Raw genomic sequence first — 19,639 nt, forward strand, 5'->3', positions numbered from 1 at the left:
GCGCTAGTGTATCGGGCTCGATGGCGCTTGCCCGCCGGCCTTTGTATTGCAGTGTATCCAGCGTGGCCCTGATACCCGAGCTTGCACAATAGCCTCGCGTATCCGTCTGTATCCGCTGGCGCTGTCGATACCTGGCGCAGCAATCGCCGATGGTGTCGGACACATCCGCGATACCTCCCGCCACTGAAATGGGCACCGCACGGATGCCAAGTCGCATCCCCCCTTAACCGAACCCGTGTGCCTGGGACGGCCTGGTTCGCTCGCCCGGATCATCCCGGGCGCATTCACCATCGAGGTGCCCATGTTGCTTGTTGCCTTTCTTGGCGGGGTGCTGACCCTCTTCAGCCCCTGCATCCTTCCCGTATTGCCCCTGCTACTTTCCCGCGCCGGTGGCCCGGCCTGGTCGCCGCTCGTGACCCTGGCCGGCCTGGCCTCGGGCTTCGCCGTGCTGGCGAGCCTGGCCGTGGTTTCCAGTAACTGGGTGATCGAGGCCAGCCAATGGGGCCGCTACCTGGCCCTGGGCCTGCTGGCGGTATCGGCGATGGCTTTGCTCTCGACGCGTGTCGGTGCCTGGCTGTCGCGGCCCTGGGTCTGGCTCGGCAACCGTTTGCACGCTGATGCCCGCGGACTGCCGCCGGTGCTTTCGACCTGGCTGCTGGGCTGCGCCGCCGGGTTGCTCTGGGCGCCCTGTGCCGGCCCCATCCTGGGCCTGATCCTCTCCGGCGCGATGCTCAATGGACCGAGTGCCTCCACTAGCCTTCTGCTGCTCAGTTACGGCCTCGGCAGTGCAGTTGCGATGGGCGCGTTGATCTTCCTGGGCCGCGGTGCGTTCCAGCGCGCGAAGCTGTCGTTGCGCGCGATGGAATGGCTGCGTCGCGGCGCCGGCGCCCTGGCCTTGCTGGCGGTCGTTGGCATTGCAAGCGGCACCAGTGACCAGTTGGCAGGAGCGGGTTCCTCGCGCCTGGTGTTCGAACTGGAGCGCAAGGCGATCGAGGGTATTCCGGCGCTGGTGGAACGCCTGGTGGGCAACGCCCATGCCGATAGCATCGAGCAACTGCCGGATCTGGGCGCGATGCCCTCTCTTGAGGGCGCCACCCAGTGGCTCAATGGCCCGCCGCTCAGCAACGAACAACTGCTCGGCAAGGTGGTCCTGGTGGACTTCTGGACCTTCGACTGCATCAACTGCCGGAACAGCCTGCCGTATGTGAATGAATGGGCCAAGCGCTACGCCGACCAGGGCCTGGTGGTGATCGGCGTGCACACGCCCGAATACCCCTTCGAACGGATCATCGACAATGTGCGCGAGGCGGCCGGTCGCCTGGGCGTCAAGCACCCGGTGGCCATCGATAACCAGTACCGCATCTGGAACGCGTTCACCAACCAGTACTGGCCGGCGCATTACTTCATCGACGCCAACGGGCGGGTTCGCCACCTGCATATCGGCGAAGGGGACTACGCAGAGCAGGAGGCCATCATCCAGAAGCTTCTGCAGGAACGGCAGGCAACAATGGGGGAAGGCGGCGGCAGTCGCTGAACCCGTGCGGTAGACATGCGCGGCCGATCGGGGCCGCGCGACATCTGGTGATGAGCCTGGATTGGACGCGCCTGCCTGATTTGCTAGCTTCTGCCCCTTTCATCATCAAAGGACGTCCCGATGCGCCCAACAGGAAAGCGCAGCGTGCAGAGGCTTCTGTTCGCCCTTGCCACTTCGCTCGCTGGCCATGCCGTGGCCGATGCCGAGCGGGCAGATATCGGCGCCGCCGTGCAGCAAGCCGCAGGGCAGGTCATGCAGCAGTACGGCATTCCGGGCCTGGCCATTGCAGTCACTGCCAATGGTGAGCAGCACTTCTACAACTTCGGTGTGGCGTCCAGGGAGACTCGGCAGGCGGTCACTCGCGACACCCTCTTCGAAGTCGGCTCGGTCAGCAAGACGCTGACGGTAACGCTCGCTGCCTATGCCGAAGCCAACGGCAAACTATCCCTCTCCGACAGTCCCGGGCAGTACCTGCCGCAACTCAAAGGCAGCCAGCTCGACCCGGTGACCCTGATCAACCTGGCCACGCACACGGCGGGTGGATTTCCGCTGCAACTGCCCGATGAGGTCCAGAACCACCAGCAGTTGATGGACTATTACAGCTCCTGGCAGCCCCGGTTCGCCCCTGGCACCTACCGGACCTATGCCAACCCCAGCATTGGCCTGCTGGGTGTGATCGCGGCCAGGAGCCTCGGCATGCCCTATGCCAAGGCGATGGAATCCGAACTCCTGCCGAAGCTTGGCATGCGCAGCACCTTCATCGACGTACCGGCGAGTGCCATGCCGCGCTACGCCCAGGGTTACAACAAGGACGATGCGCCGGTGCGGGTGAATCCGGCGATGCTGGCGGCGGAGGCTTATGGAGTGAAGACCAGCAGCAAGGACCTGCTGCACTTCGTCGAAGCCAATCTGGGCCAGGTAGCGATGGATGATGCTTCCTTGCAGCAGGCGATCGACGCCACCCGCACCGGTTACTACAGGCTGGGGGCCATGACCCAGGCCCTGATCTGGGAGCAGTACGACTACCCGGTGGCCCTGCAAACGCTGCTGGAAGGCAATGCCAGCCGGATGGCCCTTGAAAGCCATGCCGTCACGGCCATCACGCCGCCCCTGGCGCCGCAACAGGCCGTCTGGGTCAACAAGACAGGCTCGACCAATGGCTTCGGCGCCTACGTGGCCTTCGTGCCGGAGAAGAAATTCGGCATCGTGCTGTTGGCCAACAAGAACTACCCGAACGAGGAACGGGTGAAGCTGGCTTACCGCATCCTCGGTGAGCTGGAAGCGCATCAGTAGGTTGGGTAGAGGAACGAAACCCAACGGGCGGGGCTGCGGCCCCCGGGGGAATCCAGCCTGGACGATTGATGGGGTTCTGGCCGGACTGCGCGTTGGGCTTCGCGGAGCTCAGCCACAACCTACAAGAGCCGGCCCCGCTGCTGGTCCGCTGACTCGAATCGTCACAGGTAGAACCGATGATTCATGACCACGCCCAATTGAAGAAGGGAGGCCGAGGCCTCCGTTTTTCATGCCTTCAGGCGATTACCATTTGCCGGTGCTCATCCCACCGTCCACGGCGAGGACGACGCCGGTGGTGAAGTCGGCCTTGGCCAGGTACAGCACCGCGTCGGCGATTTCCTGCACGGTGCCGACACGGCCGGACGGCGCCAGGTTGTTGAGGAAGTCGCGGGCGGCCGGGTCGTGCATCGGGGTGTCGATGATGCCGGGGGCGACCGCGTTCACCTGAATGTTATGCGGCGACAGTTCCAGGGCCAGGGCCCGGGTCATCTGGTTGATACCGCCCTTGATCAGCACGGGCAAGGCTGCCGGCACGTTGATGTTGGGCTGAAGTGCGACTGCCGCGGAAATGTTCACGATGTGTCCGCCCCCCTGTTGTTTCATGTGCGCGGCCGCCACCTGGGAGGTGTAGACCACGCCCTTGAGGTTGGTCTCCAGCAGCGACTCAAGGTCTTCCGGCGTGTAGTCGGTGAAGGGCTTGGCCATAAAGAAGCCGGCGTTGTTGACCAGGACTTCGACGCTGCCGAAGGCCTCGATAGCGGCGGCGAAAATCTTGCGGGCGGTCGCCGGATCGGCCACGTCGCCGGCAACGCCAACGAAGTTGCTCGGGTTGCCCAGGCTGGCGGCGGCTTCCTGCAGGCGCTCGACGGAGCGAGCGGTACCTACGACGTTGTAGCCATTTTCAATGAAGGCCTTGGCCAGGCCCAGGCCGATACCGCTGGATGCGCCGGTGATGACTACGGTTTGCTTGCCCATGGTGGTTCCTCGCAAAAGTGGGGATGGGTTTGCCTTGGAGGCGAATGGATGGGGGTGGTTGGCAGGTCAGCCCGGCGAGTTCTTCCGGTACTCGGTCGTCGTCATTCCGGCATAGCCCCAGTTGTCGGTATCCACTTCCTCTATGACGATGTGCGTGAGGTCAGGACGTTTGCCGAGTACGCGCTGCAGGGTGTCGGTGATCTCGGCAATGACCTGGGCCTTCTGCTCCCGGGTAACCCCGTCTCGGGTGATTCGTACGCTTACGAAGGGCATCTTGAGTTTCCTCTGCTGATGGTGGTGGTCATCAGCCTCGCTCCGGGCGAAACGCCGTGGGAGTGGCTGTCTGGAGTCAACTGTATTTGTGCTTGGCGTGTAGATAAATGTAGGCTCGGATACTTCAGTTGATACGCGGTGTAATGAATCGTGAAGCGCCACTTTGACGACATCCAACTGGGCAGCATCGAGCTCTTCTGTCTTGCCGCAGAGGAGGGCAGCTTCACGGCCGCGGCGCTCTCGGCCGGGGTTACGCCAGCGGCCGTGAGCCGTTCGATTTCCAGGCTGGAAGAGCGCCTGGGCACACGTCTGTTCATGAGGACGACGCGCAGTATTCGCCTCACTGAGAGTGGCCGCGCCTATTTCGAGCAGTGCCGGCAGGCGCTGACCCAACTGGTGGAAGCCGAGCGTGAAGTGATGGGCAAGCAACTCGAACCGGCCGGCGAGCTGCGCATCAGCATTCCCACGACCTATGGCCACCACCGCATCCTCCCGCTGCTGCCGCGCTTCAGGGAGCGTCATCCCGGTGTGAGGATCGATGTTCACCTGAGTAACCGGAACATCGACTTCGTCGGTGAGGGTTACGACCTGGCGATCCGTGTGCGCGCTCAGCCCGATTCGACGCTCAATGCCCGCCATCTCGAAGACGCACGGCTGGTCGTGATTGCCGCGCCGGAATACCTGGCCAGGGCTGGCACGCCCACTTCCCTGGACGACCTTACCGGGCACGATTGCATCCAGTACGAGCTACCCAGCAGCGGGCGCCGTATCTCCTGGTTGTTCACCGACAACGGCAAGGAGCGCGAGATCCTCGCCACAGGCAACTATTGCTGTTCGGACGATGTGCTGGGCGGAGTGACCCTGGCCAGGCATGGCGCCGGTCTGTTCCAGACTTACCGCTTCATTGTCGAGAAGGAGCTGGAGGAGGGCAGTCTGGTTGAGGTCCTGCCGGAGTTCGGCGGGCGCTCCCGTCCCTTCACCCTGCTGTATCCCCATGGCCGACACGTGCCATTGCGCCTGCGCGCCTTCATCGACTTCCTGATGGAGTGCACACAGGAATGGAAGGTTTGAGACAGGGTGACGCCCCGAAGCTCTTCAGACCCTGGCATTCCTGGTCGGGCGATTAAGTCCGCCTATGAGGGCCAGAGCAGTCCATCAGCCAGCTAAATCAATTCGACAATTAACACGCAACACCCTCAAAGCCCTTGATATCCAGAGAGATATCGCTGCTGCGTCAGCCTCGTCCGAGCTGCGCGAACGGGCGCGCCCGCATGGTTTTCACAATCCTTGTCTACTATCAATGCCATTTCCAAAACCTATTGGCTGGGTCGCAAGGTGGATTCCAAGCTGAATAGAGTGATTGGCTGAAGACAAGAAGAGGAGATAAGTATGTCAAGCGAAGCAAAGTGCCCGTTCTCTGGCAAAAATGTGATCGCAGGTGTCACGCCATCCAATGCGGAGTGGTGGCCCAACCAACTGAACCTCAAGATCCTTCATCAGCACTCGGCCGAATCCAACCCATTGGGTGGTGAATTCGATTACGCCGAAGCCTTCAAGACCCTCGACCTCGACGCGGTGATCAAGGACCTCCACGCGTTGATGACCGATTCCCAGGACTGGTGGCCGGCTGACTACGGCCACTATGGCCCAATGTTCATTCGTATGGCCTGGCACGCCGCCGGTACTTATCGCATCGCCGACGGACGTGGTGGCGCGGGCACCGGCAACCAGCGTTTCGCGCCGCTCAACAGCTGGCCGGACAACGGCAACCTGGACAAGGCGCGCCGCCTGCTCTGGCCGATCAAGCAGAAGTACGGCAACAAGCTGTCCTGGGGCGACCTGCTGATCCTCACCGGCAACGTCGCGTTGGAATCCATGGGCTTCAAGACCTTCGGCTTCGGCGGCGGTCGTGCGGACATCTTCGAGCCGGAGGACGACGTTTACTGGGGCGCCGAGCAAGAGTGGCTGGCCACCAGTGACAAGCCCAACAGCCGCTACTCCGGCAAGCGGGAGCTGGCAAACCCGCTGGCCGCCGTGCAGATGGGCCTGATCTACGTGAACCCGCAAGGCCCGGACGGCAACCCCGACCCGGTAGCCTCGGCGAGCGATGTCCGTGAAACCTTCGCCCGCATGGCCATGAATGATGAAGAGACCGTGGCCCTGACGGTCGGTGGCCATACCTTCGGCAAATGCCACGGCGCCGGTGATGCGGCCAACGTCGGACCGGAGCCGGAAGCCGCTCCGATCGAAGAATTGGGCCTGGGCTGGCGGAACGCGTTCGGCACCGGCAAGGGTGGCGACGCAATCACCAGCGGCCTTGAAGGCGCTTGGACCCCGACGCCCACCAAGTGGGACAACAGCTACCTGGAAACCCTGTTCGGCTACGAGTGGGAACTGACCAAGAGCCCCGCGGGCGCCCACCAGTGGAAACCCGTTGGCACCAGCGGGGATGGCACGGTGCCGGACGCCCATGACCCGAACAAGCGCCATGCGCCGATGATGACCACCGCCGACATGGGCATGCGCATGGACCCGGTCTACGAGAAGATCTCCCGGCGCTACAAGGACAATCCGAAGGAACTGGAAGACGCCTTCGCCCGTGCCTGGTTCAAACTGACCCACCGCGACATGGGACCGCGCAGCCGCTACCTCGGCCCGCTGGTACCGAAAGAAGAGCTGATCTGGCAGGACCCGGTACCCGCCGTCGACCATCCGTTGGTCAATGAGCAGGATGTCGCCGCGTTGAAGGCAAAGATCGCCGCGACAGGTTTGTCCGTTTCGCAACTGGTCAGCACGGCCTGGGCGGCGGCGGCTTCCTTCCGTGGCAGCGACAAGCGCGGCGGTGCCAACGGCGCGCGCCTGCGTCTCGCACCGCAGAAGGATTGGGAAGTGAACCAGCCGGCTGAGGTGGCGAAGGTCATCGCGGCGCTGGAAGGCGTCCAGAAGGACTTCAACGCTTCCGGCAAGAAAGTCTCGCTCGCCGACCTGATCGTTCTGGCTGGTGGTGTGGGCGTTGAAGCCGCCGCGAAGAAGGCCGGCATCGATGTGACCGTCCCCTTCGCACCGGGCCGTACCGATGCCTCGCAGGCCCAGACCGATGTGGAATCCTTCGCACCGCTGGAGCCGCTCGCAGATGGCTTCCGCAACTTCGCCAAGAAGGGATTCGAGGGTTCGGCGGCCGAGATGTTGGTGGACAAGGCGCAGTTGCTGAAGTTGAGCGCCCCCGAGATGACTGTTCTGGTCGGTGGTTTGCGCGTTCTCGGCGCCAACTACGGCAAGGCGCAGCACGGAGTGTTCACCAAGCGGCCTGAAGCGCTGACCAATGACTTCTTTGTGAACCTGCTGGACATGAGCACGAAGTGGCAGCGTTCCTCATCCGATGCGAATGTGCTGGAAGGGCGTGACCGGACCAGCGGCGATCTCAAGTGGACAGCCACCGTGGCGGACCTGGTCTTTGGTTCCAACTCCCAGCTTCGAGCGATTGCGGAGATCTACGCCAGTAGCGACTCGCCGCAGAAGTTCGTGACTGACTTCGTCGCCGCCTGGACCAAGGTGATGAACCTGGACCGCTATGACCTGAAGTGACGACAACGGCAAGGCCCTGGCGGGCCTGCCTGCTCTGAACACCACGCCGCCGGCAGGACATTCCTGTCGGCGGCGTGGTGTTTCAGGGAGCCGTCAAGTCCAGTGGGTGAACTCAGGCCGCGCCGTGGCTCATCAGCTCGCGGATGCCGCTGCGGGCGTTGGCCTCGGCGGCCAATTGGCGCTCTTCAGCACTGGCGTAGTGGCGGTCCCAGGCCAGCACCTTGGGCGTCATCAGCTTGTGCCAGAGCGGCGGGATCATCGCGACGATGATGGTGGTCAGGTAGCCACCGATCATCATCGGCGCGTCCGCGAAGGGTTTCAGGTCCTGATAGGGCACCTCGCCCTGGGCATGATGGTGGGAGTGGCGGGTCAGGTTGAACATCGCCCAGGAGCTGATGCGCTTGTTGGTGTTCCAGGAATGCCGTGGCTGCACCGGGGTTGCCGGGTTGCGCACCATGCCGTAGTGCTCCATGTAGTTGACGATCTCCAGCAGCGCCTTGCCCCACAAGGCACAGGCGGTGAAGAACAGCGCGGCTACCGGACCGCCGATGGCATAGGCGGCCAGCACCAGCAACAGGCTCATCAGGTGGCCGCGGATTACCGCGTTGCGCCAGCCGAACAGGGCATGGCCTTTGCGCGCCAGGCGCTTCCGCTCGATCTGCCAGGCACTGAGGTTGCCCTTGAGCGTCGAGGCGAGGATGTGAAAGTAGACGTTGCGGCCGCGCGGCGCGGTGGCCGGGTCCTCGCGGGTGGACACGTAGCGGTGGTGACCGTAGACGTGCTCGATCGAGAAGATGGTGTCGAAGCTGAAGGCCAGCAGCCAGCGGCCGACCAGCATGGAAACCGGGTCCCAGGTGCGGTGCGTCAGCTCATGGGCGGTGATGGTGCCGACCATGCCGATCATCAGGCCGGTGATGATCCAGGTGGAAAGGTAATGGCCGACGAAGGTGGCGTCCCGCGCGGCGATCAAGTCGTAACCGGTCAGTTGGCTCAGCGCCAGGCCGAAACTGAACAAGTCGCCGCTGCTGACACTCCACACCGCGGAGAACACGATGAAGGCCAGTAGCGGCAGCGCCAGCCAGAGCTGCACGGTCAGGATGCCGGGATAGTTGAACCGCGGGGTGCTGATGTCGTCGCCACAGACAGCGTCGCCGATCAGGTAGATCACCAGCACCGCCACCAGGCCGAAGGTGATCCAGGCGCCGCCGGCGAGAATCGCTACGGCCGCCAGCAGGCCAATGGCATGGAAGAGGAAGTACTTGAGGTAGTGCAGGGCGTTCATGGTCGTCTCTCTTGTTGTTTTGAAGGGTGTCAGGCCGACGTGGGCAACACGTCCTGCAGGGTGGTGAAACGGTCGGCGTGAATGTGTTCGCGGGGCACACCGGCTTCGCGCAGCAGCGTGATGGCGCTGTCGATCATGGCCGGTGGTCCGCACAGGTAGGCATGGGCGCCAGGCGGGAGCAGCGCAGGTATCTGCGCCGTCACCAGACCGCGCTCGCCTCGCCAGGCGGCATCGGCGGCAGCTTCCGACAGCACCGGTACGAAACTGAATGACCCACGCCATTGCGTGGCGATGGCACTGATGTCCTCCAAGGCATAGAGATCCCGCGCCTGGCGGGCACCGAACAGCAGCGTGACGGGGCGCGAAACACCATTGGCCACGGCGTCCTGCAGCATCGCCAGCAGTGGTGCCAGGCCGCTACCGCCGGCAATCAGCAGCAGGGGAGCATCCGCCGCTCGCAGGTGGAAATCGCCCAAGGGACCTTCCACGGTCACGCCGTGGCCGAGCAGGGGGCGGTCGTTGACCACGCCGGTAAACACCCCACCAGGCACCCTGCGTACGAAGAAGCTCACCTGGGCATCCGGCTGTGCGGGGCTGGCAAAGGAGAAGCTGCGGCGCAATCGCGGCAGGCTGTCGAGGCTGAGGTCGGCGTACTGGCCGGCGCGGTACGCCAGGCTTTCTTCCAGTTGGATGACCAGCCGGGTGATGTCGTGGGTCAGCCTGTCCTGCGCCACCACCTTCCCGCGCACCTGGCGTCTGCTCGGCTGGCGGGCGAGATCCACTTCGATGTGTACATCCCCCCGAGGCACGCTTTGGCAGGCGAGGATGTAGCCGGCGTCCAGCTCTTCATCGGACAGGATGTAGCCCGTCTCGGTCAGTTCACGCACGCTGCCCGACACCAGCTTGCACTTGCAGCTGGCACATCCGCCGACACGGCAGCTGTGGGGAAAGTCGATGCCATGGCGCAGGGCGGCCTGCAGCAGCGTCTCTTTCGGATAAACCCCGACGCTGACCCCGTTGATCAACGCAGTGGTTGGGCGATGCCGGGTAAAGAGAGAAAACATGCGTCCTCCTGTTCTAGTTATTGGCGTAGAGGTTCGGGACGCTGAAATCCTAGGGCGCAGGGGAGGTGGGCAGAGAGAGCCCGGATTGACATTCAGGGGGTCATTAATTGACATTCTGGCGCTAAGCCAGATCACGAGAACCTGCTGCCCCCATGTCCGACTTCCTGCTCCCCGTGCACTACCTGCGACAGATTGCCGAACAGCTGCGGGTGATGGGCGCAGACCCGGCCGACTGGCTGCTCCAGTGCGGTGTCGAACCACGGCAACTGGATGACCTGGGCTACCAGCCAGGCTTGCCGTTGTTTTGCCGGCTTATCGAGCACGCACTGGAACTGACCGACGAGCCCGCGTTTGGCCTGCTGTTGGGCGAGCGACTGGGGATCAACACCCACGGCATCCTGGGCTACGCGGCCCTGCAGAGTGAATCGCTGCGCCAGGCGATCCAACTCGTGGAGCGCTACCTCGCGGTGCGCACCACACTCGTGACGCTCAGGCATGAACATGACGAGGCGGCGCAACTGGAACACATCCAGTTCGTTCCCAGCTATCCGCTCGGCCCCATCCAGCAAACCGTGCTGGAGGCGGTAATGCTGGCCATCAAGAACGTTTTCGACGCCATTACGCCCGGCAGCGCACGGGTCAACCAGGTCAACTTCCCGTTACCGGCGACGGACTACGCGGACCTGGCCAGTGCAATGTTCAACTGCCCGGTCGCCTACGCGCAGCCCTGGGCAGGCTTCACCTTCGACTCGGCCCTGCTGGACCTCCCGCTGCGAATGGCCGACCCGGTCGCCTTCCGCGAGGCCGAGCAGATCTGCCAGCGCGAATTGATGAAGCTCCGCGAGAAGACGTCCCTCACCGCGCGCATCCGCCGGCTCATGCTGGAAAAGCAAAACGGTTTCCCCAGCCTGGAGGTGACGGCTCGCCTGTTCCACATGACCCCGCGCACCCTCCACCGTCATCTGCTGGACGAAGGCACGACTTTCAAACTGATTCTCGAAGACGTCCGGCGCACCTTGGCGGTGGAGCACCTGAAGGCCGGGCGCCTGACCGTGCAGGAGATCGCTTATTCCCTGGGCTACAACGATGTGGCCAACTTCCGGCGGGCGTTCAAACGCTGGGAGGGCGTGCCGCCCACCGAGTTCAGGTGAATGCGATTCGCCGCCATAGCGGTACGGGGCGCCGAAATATCCACTGGTAGAAACCTCATTGTGTCTTCTGGCGACCCAGGATCAGGTTGATCGTTCCGTCCGAACTCGATGAGACATATGGATCAAGATTCGGAAACTTCTCTGCTGCTCGCTCCAGCAAGAATTCCCCTGCATGCTGAATCCGCTCGCGGGTTGGGTTCGCAAGTTGGGTGTTCACTCTTGCGAAACCATGGGCGGCAAAGTCCGCCGCCGCTTGTTCAAAAAGAACTTCCAGTAAGGCCAGGGTTTCTTTATCCATGAGTACTATCCAGATGAGCTGATCGGTGCTTGGAACCAGGCAAGCAACATGCCGGAATCCGTTGAAAGCCCCTCTTGAATTGACCTGGCGAGCTTGACGGCGCGTCCCGCGGCCTGCACGTGCAGCTGCACTTGGAAATATAACGACACAAACACCGATGTCATCAGATAAACGGGCGTGCAGACCCATTTCCGGTTGGGTGAATAGCCCATTTGTGGGGGAGTTATGGGGGTGTCAAATAGTTCTTCTAAAGCATTGAAGAAGAAAAGTGGGGGAAGTAATCCCCACTTTCTGGGGTGTCATGAACTATATATCGACAATCCAGATAATTTAAAAAAACTATCGAATTTTCAATTAGATAGGTTTTCTTAGTTGTGCCTTTTCGATTGTGACGATCTCTTGACGGCTATGGGGGCGAGTATTTAAGTGAACACGACGCCAGTTCCCAGTCGTTAAGCAGTCTCCACTCATCCCGTTCGGGGAGGGCGTCAGGGAGGCGTCTTGATTCTGGCCCGTTCGAATGCAATGCAAAGGTGGTTGTCGTTCCGGCGACACGGCCATCCTTTGTTCCATGGTCCGCCACTCGCTGCCAATCACTCAGGTACCGCCGCCTGAGTGAAAAAGTGGCACCCATTCCGCCACCGTAGACAACGCGCAGTCCGCTGCCTGTGCGAGGACGTCGCGTCTGCCTGAAAACCGTTGATACCTGAGCAATAGGCCATCCGCCCTCGCTGACGAATGGCCCAGAGGGGCGCTTTGCCTCAAGGAAAGCAAAATGGTCACCCTGATCAAGCAAGACTTGGCATTTATCCTCGACCAGATCGTCATTGCCGAACGCCACGCCGCTGGTGAATCCCTCTACGACCTGGTAGGCAATCCATTGCTGCCTATTGGTCTGCGTACCGTCAATGGCATGTGGAACAACCTGATCCCCGGCCGCGAGAACTACGGCTCGGCAGACCAGACGATGCCCCGCATGCTGGACCATGAATTCCGGGATGCCGAGAACGGCATCGACGGCCCCGGCGCTCCACCCGGTTTCCCCGACAGCACTACGCAGACGTCTTACGAACAGACGTCCGGCTATGTGGTGGATTCGACGCCGAGAACCATCAGCAACCTGATTTCCGACCAGTCCGTTGCCAACCCGGCCGCCGTGGCGGCAGCGGCTGCTACAGAGGGCAGCTTCGCCTTCGACCACGATGGCAACCCGGACACACCGGACCTGTTGTTCATTCCCAACGTTGCGCCGGATGAAGGGATTTCCGCGCCCTATAACGCCTGGATGGCTATCTTTGGCCAGTTTTTCGACCACGGGCTGGACCTGGTCAACAAGGGAGGCAGCGGCACTGTCTACATCCCCTTGAAGCCGGATGACCCGCTCTACGACCCTGACTCCCACACCAATTTCATGGTGCTCACCCGCGCGACCAACCAGCCGGGTCCTGATGGGGTGCTCGGCACCGAGGACGATGTGCGCGAACACATCAACCAGACCACGCCCTTCGTTGACCAGAACCAGACCTACACCTCCCACGCATCCCACCAGGTGTTCCTGCGTGAGTACGAGATGGTGCCGAAACTGGACGCCAACGGGCAGCCGGTGCTTGATGGCAATGGCCAACCACTGCTGGTTCCCGTGGCGACCGGCCGCATGCTCGATGGTGCGGGTGGTGGCCTGGCCACCTGGGCAGACATCAAGCAGCAGGCCCGCGAGAAGCTCGGCATCGACCTCAGCGATGCCGACGTCACCAATCTGCCGCTGTTGGCCACGGACGAGTACGGTCGCTTCGAACGAGGTGCCAATGGCTTTGCGCAGATCGTTACTGTCAGCGGTCTGGTAGAAGGCAATCCCGCCGCGCCAATCAGCACCGCAGAAGCGATTCGCACGGGCCATGCCTTCCTCGATGACATCGCCCACGACGCCGCTCCACGCAACAGTGACGGCAGCCTGAAGGTGGCCGATGGCGACGATGCCCTGGGCGTGGGTGGCGCTCCTGTTCCCAATCCGGATTTCGACCCCACCCAGCCTGTAGGCCCCGGCAACTTGCCGACCCTGACTACCTACGACAACGAGCTGCTGGATGCCCACTACATCACCGGCGACGGCCGCGGTAACGAGAATATCGGCCTGACCGCCGTGCACCACGTCTTCCACTCCGAGCACAACCGCCTGATCGAGCAGATCAAGACAACGCTGTTGGAGGATGGCGACCTGACCTTTCTAAATCAGTGGCTACGCGTGGATGTCGCCACCTGGCCGGCCAATCAGGCCGAGATCGACGCCTTGGCCTGGGACGGCGAGCGGTTGTTCCAAGCCGCACGCTTCACCAATGAGATGCAATACCAGCATCTGGTGTTCGAAGAGTTCGTGCGCAAGATCCAGCCCTTCACCGACGTGTTCCTGGTGCAGCCCAACGTCGAACTGGACCCGGCCATCGTCGCGGAGTTCGCCCATGTGGTGTACCGCTTCGGCCACTCCATGCTGAACGAAACGGTGAACCGTCTCGATATCAACATGCAGAGCGGCGAAATCGGCCTGATCGAGGCCTTCCTCAATCCTGTTGAGTTCGGCAGCTCCGGGGATGCGGATGCCGCCGCTGGCGCCATCGTCCGTGGCATGACGCGGCAGGTGGGCAATGAGATCGACGAGTTCATCACTGGTGCCCTGCGCAACAACCTGGTGGGACTGCCGCTGGACCTGGCCGCCATCAATATTGCCCGTGGCCGCGATACCGGCGTGCCCTCGCTGAACCATGCGCGGGAGCAGTTCTTCGAGATGACCAACGACGCCAATCTCAAACCTTACGTGAGCTGGGTGGACTTCGCGCTGAACCTGAAGAACCCCGCGTCGATCATCAACTTCATCGCGGCCTACGGCACCCACGACAGCGTCACTGCGGCTACCACGCTCGCTGACAAGCGTGCGGCGGCCGAAGCGCTGGTGCTCGGTGGCGCCAACGCCCCTGCGGACCGGGTGGACTTCCTCAACAGCAGCGGTACCTGGGCCAGCCAGGAGTCTGGCCTGAACCTGGTGGACTTCTGGATCGGTGGCCTGGCAGAACGCAAGATGCTGTTCGGCGGCATGCTCGGCTCTACCTTCAACTTCGTCTTCGAAACCCAGATGGAAACGCTGCAGAACGCGGACCGTTTCTACTACTTGTCGCGCTTGCAGGGGCAGCACTTGCTGGGCGAACTGGAGGCCAACTCCTTCGCCTCCCTGGTGATGGCCAACACCGACCTGGGCGCGGCCGGGTCCTCGCACCTGCCGGGCGATCTGTTCGCGGCGGTGGACTACATCCTGGAAATCAACCAGTCGCTGCAGATAGGCGCCGATCCCACCTGGAGCAACCCGATACTCCAGGCCCTGACGCCGATGGTCGAGCGCGCGGAAGGCGTGCTCAAGTACCACGGCGATGACCATGTGGTGCTGGGCGGCAGTGAGGGGAACGAGTTGCTGCTGGCGGGGACGGGCGACGACACCCTGTGGGGCGACGGAGGCAACGACACGCTGGAAGGCGGTTACGGCAATGACATCCTCCATGGCGGTGCCGGCGACGATGTGATCACCGACATCGGGGGTGACGACAACATCAAGGGCGAGGACGGCAACGACGTCATCAGCGGCGGCAATGGCATCGACCTGCTGTTCGGCGGCGCCGGCAAGGATTTCATCATCGGCGGTACGGATGGCAAGCAAGTACTGGCCGGCAGTGGGAACGACTTCGTCTATGGCGGCGATGGCATCGACGCGCTGTTCGGCAATGAAGGGGATGACTGGGTCGAAGGTGGGGCCGGCTTCGACTACATCGCGGGTGACAACGGCGACATCTTCTTCGAGAGCAAGGTCATCGGCCATGACGTGCTCAATGGCGGCGGCGGGGATACCGACTACGACGCCGAGTCGGGCGACGACATCATGTTCCAGAGTGCCGGCATCCAGAAGAACATCGGCATGTGGGGCTTCGACTGGGCTGTCCATTTGAACAGCCCGGTGGTGGCGGATTCCGACCTCAACCAGGCGATTTTCCCGAACATGCCCATCGAGGTGCTGCGTGACCGCTTCAGCGAAGTGGAAGCGCTGTCCGGCTGGAACCTCGATGACACCCTGCGCGGCGACGACCGCACCAATGACCCCACGGGCGAGCCGGAGTTGTTCCTGGATAACAACAACTTCCTCTCCCAGGCCGGGGTGGATCGCATCGACGGTCTGCGGGACCTGCTGGGCGATGTGATCCCCGATTACACGCCGTCGGTTGGTGTCGATGCGGAAACCCTGATTGCGTTCAACAGCGGCAACATCCTGCTGGGCGGTGGCGGCAGCGATCTGATCGAAGGGCGTGGTGGTGATGATTTCATCGACGGCGATGCCTGGCTCAACGTTCAGCTGCGACTGCTCGACGCGAACGGTGTGCCGATGGTGGATGGCAGCGGCAACGAACTGCGCTTCAACAGCCTGGTCGAGCTGCAAACGCGGATGTTCAACCGTGAGCTGAACCCCGGCCAGTTGGAGATCGTGCGCGAGATTCTCTTCACCAACGACGCGAGCGACCGCGACGTCGCGCTGTTCTCCGACCTTGCGGAGAACTATGACCGGACGCGAAATGACGACGGCTCCTGGAGCGTGGTTCACGCCCGCGGCACCCAGCTGGATGGCACCGATCGCCTGAGTAACATCGAGGTGCTGCGTTTCCTCGATCAGGAGGTGTTCATCGGCAATCAGGCCCCGGTCGGCACGGTCTCCATCAGCGATACCTCACCCACCGAAGGCCAGATGCTGACCGCTACCCGCGCGTTCACTGATATCAACGGCACCAGCAACGCCGCCTTCAGCTACCAGTGGCAAGTGTTCAACGGCCTGGCGTTCGTCAACATTCTCGGCGCTGTTGCCGCCACCTTCACGCCCACTCAGGCGGAAGTCGGCAAGGAGTTGCGGGTGATGGTCAGCTACACCGACGACCAGGGGAGTGCGGAAGTGGTCTATTCCGCGCCGACCCAGGTGGTCGGCGACCTCTGGAATGGGGTGGGCGCCACGGCCGATGTGCTGAGCTTCACCGCCGGAGACGACATCGCCCACGGCAACAACGGTAATGATCAGCTATTTGGCTTGGCCGGCAACGATCTGCTCACCGGTGGCAACGGCAATGACGCACTCCATGGAGAGCTAGGGGACGATACCCTCCAGGGCGGCGTCGGTAACGACACGTTGCAGGGAGGCGACGGCAACGACACCCTCCAGGGAGATGCCGGCAATGACACGCTGAATGGCGGCACCGGCGCAGACCTGATGCAGGGTGGCGCCGGCAACGACGTCTATCTGGTCGACGATGCCGCTGACCAGGTGGTGGAGGAAGCCGCCGGTACCGCAGGCGGCACCGACCGGGTCGATACCACCCTCGCCAGCTACACACTCGGGGCCAACGTCGAGCACCTGACCTTCGTCGGCAACGGCAGCTTCACCGGCATCGGCAATGCGCTGGCCAATACCATCACGGGCGGCGCTGGCGACGATGTGCTCGACGGCGGCGCCGGCGCGGACCGGCTGGTGGGCGGTGCCGGCAACGACACCTATTACCTGGAGGCGTCCGGCGATGTGATAGTCGAAGCCGCGGGGGGCGGCGATGACCTGGCCTATTCGCAACGGTCCAGCTACGTCATGGCGGCCAATCTGGAGAATCTGGCCTACACCGGGCCCGATTCCACCTATGTCATTGGCAACAACCTCGCCAACCTGATCAGTGGCGGAACCGAGGGCGACGTGCTGATGGGTAACAGCGGCGATGACACGCTGATCGGCCTGGAGGGTGACGATTCGCTGGATGGTGGTCTTGGCAATGACCTGCTGCAGGGAGGGCAGGGCAGCGACTCGCTGACAGGTGGCACGGGCAATGATCGACTCGAAGGCGACGAGGGTGACGATTCGCTATCCGGTGGTAGCGGCGATGACCTGTTGCAGGGTGGCGATGGGGCGGATGTTCTGCGAGGCGAAACCGGTAATGACGTTCTGGTGGGCGGCGCCGGCAACGACCTGATGGATGGAGGATCGGGGAACGATATCTTCCAGCTCTCCGCCGGCTTCGGGCACGACCAGATCATCGGTTTCGACAGCAACCCGGCCGGAGGCCAGGACGTGCTGGATATCTCGGCCCTCGGCATCAGCGCGGCGAACTTCGCCGCTTCCGTTGCCATCAGCGGTACTGTCGCCCAGACCACCCTCACTATCGGCGCAGACAGCATCACGCTGGTAGGCGTCAACGTAGCCACGGTCAACCAGGCTGACTTCGTCTTGGGAGCATGAAGTAGCACCAACAGGTCCACCCAGGTCGACACTGACTGGGTGGGCCTGAAGCTGATCAGGTGCACTGCAACTGCATGCTGGGTAAAGGCAATCGGCCGAACAGGCAGCGACTAATGTCTGCTCTCAGCTGATAATCCCCCGATTTCTTCCAACAGTCGTCGCTCCAACACGCAGATCCGATGGCGTTGCCCAGCACTTTTCGTAATAAATACCGCCATGGAAAACGGCAGGCCCTGAGCGGGCCTTCGTGATCGCACCCTTCTATCGAGATAACCATGCCTGTCATTCCCAATTCCCTCTTTCGTTACCAGCACGGCAGCGAGGTCCGACCATGAGTGGTGCCGCAATCGAGCTGGTGCAGACCGGCCCGGAGCACGCCGAGTTGATCCGCAACCTGTACCAGTTCTATGCCTACGAGTCGTCGGACTGGGAGCAGGAAGACGTGGAGGTCGACGGTCGCTTCTACATCCACGAGGAGCATCTGGCGCGCTATTGGCAAGATCCGCAGTGGAGCGCCAACCTGATCCTGGTCGATGGCTTCATTGCCGGGTTTCTGCTGATCGAGCGCAGCGAGTTGCCGGGCCTTGACGCCCTGGAACTGGCCGACCTGTTCATCCTCAAGAAGTACCGCCGATTGGGCGTCGGGCGAGCTGTGGCTACCCAGGTGCTGACGGGCGGGCAGGGTGCCTGGCTGGTGCGTTTCTATGGCCAGGATGAAACGGCGCTGGCGTTCTGGCGCGCCGTGCTGGACGAGCTGCCTTGCCCGGTACGTGCCATCGAGCCGGAAGACGACGCACAGCTACTGAGCTTCCTGGTGACGCCAGTGACCCATTGAGAGGGTTGCCCACCCAATTTGTTCGGCAGGATCATTCGACTGTCATTTTCGATCATTGAGCCCGGGAGTTTCCGCTCGTTATCGTCCGTCTCGATCACACCAATCGGCGCCTCGATTCGCAGCGGGTGCGCCCAACAAGAAGAACGATCGAGAGGAATGCACGATGTCCGAACTGAACCTGAACCCCCGGGCCGCCGAGTCGCTGCAGCGCTGGCACGACATGGTCGCGCAGCAGGATCTCAGCGCGTTGCCCGAGCTGCTTGCAACGAACGTGGTGTTCCGCTCACCCATGGCGCATACCCCCTATCCGGGACCGGTGGTGGTCTCGACCATCCTCAACACCGTGCTCAAGGTTTTCGTCGGCTTCACCTACCACCGCCAGCTTGCAACCGCCGATGGGCTCAGCGTGGTGCTGGAGTTCAGCGCCTCGGTCGGAGGGCGCGAGCTAAAGGGCATCGACATGATCCGTTTCGATGAACAGGGGAAGATCGTCGAGTTCGAGGTCATGGTCCGCCCCATGAGCGGCCTGCAGGCGCTCGGTGCGGAGATGGGTCAGCGCCTGGGCGCCTACCTGGCCGCTGCCAAGGCCTGATCCGCGCGGCCCTGCGCCAAACGGGGCAAAGCGCCGCCAGCAAATCTGGGAGGGGCGGCTTGCGCGTTCGACGTCTCACGTGAACCACGAATCCGGATAGTCGGTCGTTGACACCCGGGTTGTCAGTACTAGCCTCATGGTGTGGGAAAAATTCCCACACCAAAGTTCTGACTGGCTTGCACGCATAGCGCGGAATCCGCAGCCAAGCATTCAGGTTGCAGAAAAAGGCTGAGCTGGTTGGTTGGCCGCTCCTCGGGGCGGCTGCGAGTCTTCTATCAATTGCGTTCGATAGGGAAATGACTACGCAACTCCATCCGGAGGTTCATCATGATGCTCAAGAAATGTTTGCTGGCTCTGGCAATTGCTGGGGTCTTGTCGGCCTCGACAGTTCTGGTTCCGGACTACATCGGTAATTTCTCCAGCGCGTATGCAAAGGATGGCGGAGGCGGAGGTGGTGGT

At 62.4% G+C, this 19,639-nt stretch carries 13 protein-coding genes; 8 read left to right on the forward strand and 5 right to left on the reverse strand.

The genetic code is table 11. The features are described 5' to 3' along the window. Positions 1-301: 301 nt before the first annotated feature. Together FFS60_RS23175 and ampC are read left to right on the forward strand one after the other, a co-directional pair. A complete protein-coding gene (locus FFS60_RS23175) occupies positions 302-1,534 on the forward strand; it encodes a cytochrome c biogenesis protein DipZ (protein WP_028628281.1) in 1,233 nt (410 codons plus the stop codon). 120 nt (positions 1,535-1,654) lie between these two features. Then, positions 1,655-2,827, forward strand: coding sequence for a class C beta-lactamase (ampC, locus tag FFS60_RS23180; protein WP_137823281.1), 1,173 nt, complete (start codon positions 1,655-1,657; stop codon positions 2,825-2,827). Positions 2,828-3,070: 243 nt separating this feature from the next. Here ampC and FFS60_RS23185 read toward each other — a convergent pair whose 3' ends face one another. Both FFS60_RS23185 and FFS60_RS23190 read right to left on the reverse strand, forming a co-directional pair. After that, positions 3,071-3,802, reverse strand: a complete 732-nt coding sequence (locus FFS60_RS23185; RefSeq protein WP_137823282.1) for an SDR family NAD(P)-dependent oxidoreductase — start codon at positions 3,800-3,802, stop codon at positions 3,071-3,073. A gap of 66 nt (positions 3,803-3,868) precedes the next feature. Next, positions 3,869-4,075 (reverse strand): 4-oxalocrotonate tautomerase family protein, encoded by a 207-nt coding sequence (locus FFS60_RS23190; protein WP_028628284.1) that lies wholly within the window; start codon positions 4,073-4,075, stop codon positions 3,869-3,871. A gap of 150 nt (positions 4,076-4,225) precedes the next feature. Between FFS60_RS23190 and FFS60_RS23195 the strand changes: the two genes are divergently transcribed. Both FFS60_RS23195 and katG read left to right on the forward strand, forming a co-directional pair. Beyond that, positions 4,226-5,146, forward strand: coding sequence for a LysR family transcriptional regulator (locus FFS60_RS23195; protein ID WP_137823283.1), 921 nt, complete (start codon positions 4,226-4,228; stop codon positions 5,144-5,146). A 318-nt stretch (positions 5,147-5,464) separates the two neighbouring features. Then, on the forward strand, positions 5,465-7,660 hold the full coding sequence (gene katG, locus FFS60_RS23200) for a catalase/peroxidase HPI (protein ID WP_028628286.1): 2,196 nt from the start codon (positions 5,465-5,467) through the stop codon (positions 7,658-7,660). Between the two features lie 112 nt (positions 7,661-7,772). Here the strand turns inward: katG and FFS60_RS23205 are convergent, their stop codons facing one another. Together FFS60_RS23205 and FFS60_RS23210 are read right to left on the reverse strand one after the other, a co-directional pair. Continuing rightward, positions 7,773-8,942 carry an alkane 1-monooxygenase gene (locus FFS60_RS23205; protein ID WP_028628287.1) on the reverse strand — a complete coding sequence of 390 codons (1,170 nt, stop codon included), beginning with the start codon at positions 8,940-8,942 and terminating at the stop codon, positions 7,773-7,775. A 29-nt stretch (positions 8,943-8,971) separates the two neighbouring features. Further along, on the reverse strand, positions 8,972-10,006 hold the full coding sequence (locus FFS60_RS23210) for a 2Fe-2S iron-sulfur cluster binding domain-containing protein (protein WP_028628288.1): 1,035 nt from the start codon (positions 10,004-10,006) through the stop codon (positions 8,972-8,974). A gap of 152 nt (positions 10,007-10,158) precedes the next feature. Between FFS60_RS23210 and FFS60_RS23215 the strand changes: the two genes are divergently transcribed. Continuing rightward, positions 10,159-11,157 (forward strand): AraC family transcriptional regulator, encoded by a 999-nt coding sequence (locus tag FFS60_RS23215; RefSeq protein ID WP_028628289.1) that lies wholly within the window; start codon positions 10,159-10,161, stop codon positions 11,155-11,157. Between the two features lie 55 nt (positions 11,158-11,212). On the opposite strand, the gene FFS60_RS23220 is transcribed toward FFS60_RS23215, so the two are convergent. Next, positions 11,213-11,455 (reverse strand): hypothetical protein, encoded by a 243-nt coding sequence (locus FFS60_RS23220; RefSeq protein WP_137823284.1) that lies wholly within the window; start codon positions 11,453-11,455, stop codon positions 11,213-11,215. A gap of 775 nt (positions 11,456-12,230) precedes the next feature. On the opposite strand from FFS60_RS23220, the gene FFS60_RS23225 reads away from it, so the two are divergent. The 3 genes from FFS60_RS23225 (at position 12,231) to FFS60_RS23235 (ending at position 19,180) form a co-directional block, all read left to right on the forward strand. Next, a complete protein-coding gene (locus tag FFS60_RS23225; RefSeq protein ID WP_137823285.1) occupies positions 12,231-17,753 on the forward strand; it encodes a peroxidase family protein in 5,523 nt (1,840 codons plus the stop codon). 331 nt (positions 17,754-18,084) lie between these two features. Next, on the forward strand, positions 18,085-18,588 hold the full coding sequence (locus FFS60_RS23230; RefSeq protein ID WP_137823286.1) for a GNAT family N-acetyltransferase: 504 nt from the start codon (positions 18,085-18,087) through the stop codon (positions 18,586-18,588). Positions 18,589-18,751: 163 nt separating this feature from the next. Then, positions 18,752-19,180, forward strand: coding sequence for a nuclear transport factor 2 family protein (locus FFS60_RS23235; protein WP_028628291.1), 429 nt, complete (start codon positions 18,752-18,754; stop codon positions 19,178-19,180). The last annotated feature ends 459 nt before the right edge of the window (positions 19,181-19,639 follow it).

The sequence above is a fragment of the Pseudomonas sp. D(2018) genome (genome assembly GCF_005502555.1).
Lineage (GTDB): Bacteria > Pseudomonadota > Gammaproteobacteria > Pseudomonadales > Pseudomonadaceae > Metapseudomonas > Metapseudomonas resinovorans.